This window comes from Candidatus Zixiibacteriota bacterium (genome assembly GCA_018820315.1).
Taxonomy (GTDB): Bacteria; Zixibacteria; MSB-5A5; order JAABVY01; family JAHJOQ01; genus JAHJOQ01.
The window spans coordinates 1-6,248 of the sequence record JAHJOQ010000168.1 but is presented as its reverse complement, the minus strand read 5'-3'; the positions used below and the strand labels follow the sequence as shown (position 1 = coordinate 6,248).

The 6,248-nt window shown below is 51.4% G+C and carries 3 protein-coding genes; all 3 read right to left on the bottom strand.

Going from position 1 to position 6,248, the window contains the following annotated elements; all coding sequences use genetic code 11:
• Positions 1-761: 761 nt before the first annotated feature.
• Positions 762-1,439, bottom strand: coding sequence for a hypothetical protein (locus tag KKH67_16100; GenBank protein MBU1320698.1), 678 nt, complete (start codon positions 1,437-1,439; stop codon positions 762-764).
• Between the two features lie 169 nt (positions 1,440-1,608).
• Complete coding sequence (locus tag KKH67_16095) at positions 1,609-4,512, bottom strand: hypothetical protein (GenBank protein MBU1320697.1); 2,904 nt, start codon at positions 4,510-4,512, stop codon at positions 1,609-1,611.
• 41 nt (positions 4,513-4,553) lie between these two features.
• A partial coding sequence (locus tag KKH67_16090) for a T9SS type A sorting domain-containing protein (GenBank protein ID MBU1320696.1) occupies positions 4,554-6,248 on the bottom strand: 1,695 nt, incomplete at its 5' end.

Sequence of the window (6,248 nt, the reverse complement as noted above, 5' to 3'; positions counted from 1 at the left end):
TTCGGCTGATGCTCGATTTGGCGGCATCCGCCTTCCGGAAAGTGCCCATTTAGGGGCATCGAGGACGCCAAAGAGCAGAGAACAGGCAGCCGCCGTAACAGGTGACAACACAGATAACCGCCTGTAGTGCTACCGCTTACTTGCCACTCCACTTCGATCCACACCCTCCGAAACACGAATAAGCCTGCAATTCCTGCCCACAAAATGCCTCTTCCGAACGTCAGATAACACGTCTTATCCGACATTCCAGCAAACAGAGGCTTCGTAAGTCCCTGTGTTGCACAGATCAGAGATTGGTGGACGATGGTGTTATCTGCCATCATTTCTGCATTTTTCCTTCTGCGGCCACCTTCCAGTCTCCTGGTCAGATGGAGCACTGCGGCGTTGGCGATCAAGATCTCAGGCATCAAGCCTGCCAAAGCTGGCTGTTTCCATCATGCCGGAACTGGTTCACTCACCAAGTGACCACTCAATACCACAAGCTATTGTGGTTCTATATCCAGCAACCACAATATATTGTGTTTTCGGATACTTCGTCAAGCTATTTTAGGCGGCGCTGACCGGTAGTCAACGTCTAGGTCGTGATCTGGAAAACTATTTATGAATCCTCCAGAGTCTCAATTTGCAGAACACTAAAGATGGCGACATAAGATCCTTAAGCGTTTCGCTTCTACCGGGAGTTGGACTCTGGATCAGCCAGTTACTCTGCGATATCAGGCTGGTAGTGATAAGTGTGGAGTTCTAGGAAAATGCTGGATCGCTCAACAGCCTTCACATGGCGTGGGACCACCCGCAAAGATGTAGTTGATCAGGTACATGATGTCATCGATATCGATTTCATCAAGGCAGTTGACATCACCGATTTCAAACGGGTTCGGTGCTGGTCCTCCGGCAAACATATAATTGATGATAAACATCATGTCATCGATATCGACATTAGTGCTACGATTGCAGTCACCGCATTGCCAACTGCAATCGATCCACAGTCGAGCATAGGTACTGCCACCAAAGGTGCCGTCCCCGTGTGTGAAGGCTGCAGATATCTCATCGATAACCTCCACTTCCGTCGAGTAATTCCAGATTCGAAAGACTATCTGACTGCCGTCAGTGTATCCATCGACGGAGTCAGTCATGGGATCATCCTCCCACGCCATAAGATCCAGCGGCCATTCACCCATGAAAACTGAAGCTCCTACGCACAGATCGCCGTCGAAAACGCCTATCTCGTCACACGTATCCAAATCACAGCAGAGGCATGCAGAATCGAGGATCAACGCGTAGTAGTCTTCAGTATCGGAATTAAACGTGAAATGTGTCACAGGACCAGCGCATGGCTGAGCCGCGGCTGCGGATACTAAGCTCCCTACAAGTATTGTGAGTGTAAGAAGCAAGAGAGGAGAATGCCTCAAGAAGATAAGTGCATTTCGTCTTAAGAACACCTTTTCGGCTCCCGGTAGTTATGTCATTTCTTACTTTTAAACAGGTGGCACGGATCCAAGCCAGCCTCCAGGAGCCGGAATCCACCGTGCCGATTCAAGGGTCTCATTTCAGATTGTCCATAGATAACCGACACAGCGCATTGCGATATGTGCACGAGTGTAAGCTGCCCTATAGGCAGCTTACACTTGGCTCCGGACCTCCAGAAAAGACATAGTCTATCAAGAAGACTACATCATCAATATCCACTACTCCTGAGCAATCGGCATCACCGAGCTCGATCGGATCGGGGGCGGATCCGTCCGCGAAAATGAATGTCACCAGATACATTATATCATCCAGATCAATGTAACCATTACCATTTGCATCCCCCGATCTGTGTCCGAAAATGCTAATCATATCCTCAAACATGAACTCCGCACCATTCGTGAACATGCCTGATACAGTATATGGCTGATCGCTCCAATCCCACAGGACTCCATAAGTCTCGAGGAACTCCTTCGCGGGGAAAGTAATCTTTAGTACCTCGCCCAAGAAATCAGGGTGTATGGGCACAACCATCGTCGCTGATGGCACAACCGATCCGTTAATCAGTATGCTCGCCTCATCAATGTCGTCCACATCGCAGGTCTCGAAGTCGCCAACGAATATGTTGAGGATAATCGGATCTATGGCGTTGCTGAAGACTGCGTACAGAGTGTCAGGTTCGAAGACCGATCGTCCTCCAAGGCACTCGCACGAATCATCAAGTTCTACAGTTAGCATGCATGTGTCATCGCCGCATTCGTTACTGGCGACAACTTCAAACACGTAAGTACCGTACTGGTCGGCATCGAAGCAGAGTTGACCGTCATCCCATGTAGCCCCGTTTACACTAACCTGATTGTAATTCTCGATATCCAGATCTACACATACCTCGACCGGAATGCAGACAGACATGTTGATTGGAACATCCGGACAGTCAATTTGAACCTCCGGCGTCATTTCAACATTGACGGTAATATCGCATGTGTAGGCGGTCCCGCAATAAACAGTAGCGGTCACCGCGAAACTGTACGTGCCAGCGGTGGCAGCGAAAAAGCACAGCTGATCATCATGCCAGACAGCATCTCCCTGAACATCGACCTGTGCGTTTTCGACAATGGGCAGATCAATACAGATGCTATCAGGACCACAAATGTGCGCGTCAATCGCAGCACCGGGGCAATCGATGGGATACTCAGGAGCTCCCAGGCCTATTGCCTGCATGCACATAGACGTGTTTCCACAATCGTCCTCCGATGACCAGATACGAACGATCCCGCCGGCAAGAGATGAATCCCGGTAAGTTACGGATGGTGACGGATCGCAATTGTCAGTCACGACGGGGTATCCGCCGGTGCATTCAGGTTCGTACGAGCTGTTTATCGGTATAACGGTGTCCGAAGGACAGGTCACAACTGGAACTGTAGTATCATCTACGGTGATAAGCTGTGTACACTCGGACCAGTTGCCCGAAGCGTCGGTCACCCTGTAAGTCCGGGTGATTACCTCGGGACAGCTGTTGCCGTCGGAGACATCACTGATATGAGTCACCACAGGACTCGGATCACAGTTATCAGTCACTGAAACAAGACCAACATCAGCTGCCGGCACATCAGCTATACATTCCACCGTCGTATCCGATGGACACGTCGCGACAGGAGCGGTGACATCTGTCAGGGTGATAGTCTGATCGCACTGATTGGTGTTGCCACAGTCATCAGTAGCAGTCCATGTACGAGTGATCACATCACCATTCTGGACATCTGAATATGTGACGACAGGACTCGCCGTGCAGTTGTCGGTGGCGGTGGCAGTGCCCGTGTTCGACGGGTCGGTCGAGTCGTCACAGTCAATAACGGTGTCCGGAGGACAATCTACAGCTGGTGGAGTTGTGTCCTGAATGGTAATCACCATCTCGCAGGTATCAGAATTGCCTAAAAAGTCGGTCGCCACCCACTTTCTGACAATGGTCCATTCGCTCGGACAGTCACCCGGGAACTCGGTGTCGAAATACTCCAACACCGGCTGCGGATCACAATTGTCGATCACCTGCGGCTGCACTATCGGAACATCGTCACTGCACCCAATCATGGTGTCCGGCGGGCATTGGATCATAGGAGGATCGACATCGCCGACGGCTGCTATTACCCAGAGGCTGCACGTAGTGGTCCCACAGTCGTTCACGGCCGTGACTACCAGCCTGTAAGTGCCGGATGTGTCAACAATGAGGCAGGCAAGATCTTCCGCCCATGTTCCGCCTTCAGCCGACACCTGCGAGTAGTTTTCAATGGGCATGTCGACACAGATCTCAATGGGCTCACAGACTGCCGTATCGACAGCTGTCTCCGGACAACCGATAATGGGTCGCTCACCAATCTGGACATTTATTGTCAGATCACACGTATCTGCACCGCAGCTACTACTGGCTATGACCCGGAAGTCGTACGCCCCGGAAGCGGTGGCAGTGAAACAGAGCAGATCGTTGGCCCAAGAAGCGTCACCCGCGTCCACGACTTCATAATCAACTATCAGGAGCTCAACGCAGACTTCGCCAGGATCACACACCAGCACATCAATCGGCATCTCAGGACACGATATGCCAGGCGGCTGGCACGGGCACTCCAGCCATATCTCGGCATAGATATCGTAACCGAATGTCCCATTTCCTAAGATATAGTGCTCCTGATAGTCAGAATGCTCTGTATCGCTCTGATGCTTCCATATTCGGAAGCTCATTTCATTGCCTTCGATATAGCCGTCAATGACATCCTCAGTAATCGGATCATCTTCCCAGGCTTGTATAGCTATCGGCCACTGACCCATGTATACTGCTGCACCAACACAGAGATCGCCATCGAACACTCCGATCTCGTCGCACACCTCCAACATGCAATCCGCACCCACAGAATCCACCTGGATAGCGTAGTAGTCCTCCGTTGTGGTGAACAGAAAGTGAATATCATCACACGGCTGCGAATAGATCGCTGGGACTGCCCCAAGAGCCCAGATTACTATCGCAGCAGTAACAACCACTGCTTGAAGCTGTTTCATGTCTTCATCTCCTTCTTCACTAGTGACAACAGATGCCTTGACTACTTGATTAGAGTCATCTTCCTAGTCTCTTCGTGTCCATCAACCTCGATAGTGTAGAAGTAGACACCAGAAGGAACCGCCCGGCCATCGGAGTCCTTTCCATCCCATGTGACTTGATGCTCTCCAGCCTTGAAGTACCCTTCCGCAACAGTCCTGATTTTCTGCCCTAGCAGATTATGGATCAGCAGTTCAATGTGCTGAGCCTGCGACAACGTGAAGCTAATTGTTGTCTCTGGATTGAAAGGATTCGGATAGTTTACGGACAAACTGAACTCCGACTTGGGCGGGCGTGAACCGCCGACGTCCATTTGTAGAGTGGTAAATGGCGACTCGCCCAAGGCAAAACTGCCCTTGATCAGGCTGAGTGCTGGGGAGGACTCACTACTTGTTGCCGTTTTGTAGAACCGCACATACATCTCATCACCGTTGATCCATCCATCGATTTCATTTGTCCGAGCATCATCTGCCCACGCTCTAACAGCGATCGGTCCACCCTGGTACGCGCCCACTCCGATGAGTAATCCGGAGCTGGAATAAACACCGACTTCGTCACCAAATTGAACATTACCGTTCACGTGAATGACAACCGCATGGTAATCCTCAGTGGGGCGGACCGCACCGAAGTGTGCTGTTTCATTCGCCAGAGCGGCAGCATCACTTCGCGATTGCTTCGCAGCCATGACTGGGCACGTAGGATATGTTAAGACGTCCGCACAGTGCAAATGCGCTGCGTAACCCTCGGTCGTATACATATCTCCCATGAAGTTGTTTGGTGGAATGTAGAATCCGTACATGGCTTTCAGAATGTCGAGACAGTCGACAATCGATGCCGTAGCGCCTACAGCATCTATCGGGCAATTCGGGAGATAGGTGATCCAGCTCCATCCCGAGGGAAGCGGGATTGGAGTCTCGACATCGATCGGCGCACCGCAGATCTCGAGCAAGTGATCTGCCTGCATGTGGATCTTGTAGGCTTGAAATGGATCCCAGTCGCTGAGCGTGCAGACACCGCCAGGAATACAGAAGCCCGTTCTGCCTTTGATGATGCTCACATCGTCTATGACCGACGCGAAAATCGTGAGCATGTCAGAAGGATCAGGATCCACATTGACGGATTTGAAGTTCCAACCTCGATCAAGCTCGAGTTCGATCCATACAATACACTGTCCATCCATTGAGGCTATTTCTGCGAAAGGTCCGGTTCCGAAGTTACCGTCTCCGAGAAGGTAGACTACGTTCATCGCCATGCAGTGCTCGCAGTCAAGCGACCTTGCGATTTTGAATGTCATTGGATTGCCGGATATGTAACCGTCAACCGCTGGAGTCTGAGGATCATCTTCCCAAGCCACAATCGCCATCGGCCAGGTTTCTTGGAATACGGAGGCTCCGACACAGAGCGGACCGTCGAATACGCCGATCTCATCGCACTTCTGGAGAGACATACCCTCGAGGGTAGCCATGTCGATCTGGATGGCGTAGTAGTCCTCCGTGTTATCAGTGAAGCTGAAGCATACAGGGATCGGACAGTCTGGGGAGGGTCCGGCCGTGCAACACGCTTGGTTCGAGAATCCGGACTCGCCGCACGCCTCGTTCCATGCCGTGACACGATAGCATCTCTCCGAAGTCCCCGGATTGTTGTCGGTCCAATTCGTACTAGTCACGCAGGTTTGCTGCATGTCGTCTCTATAAACACA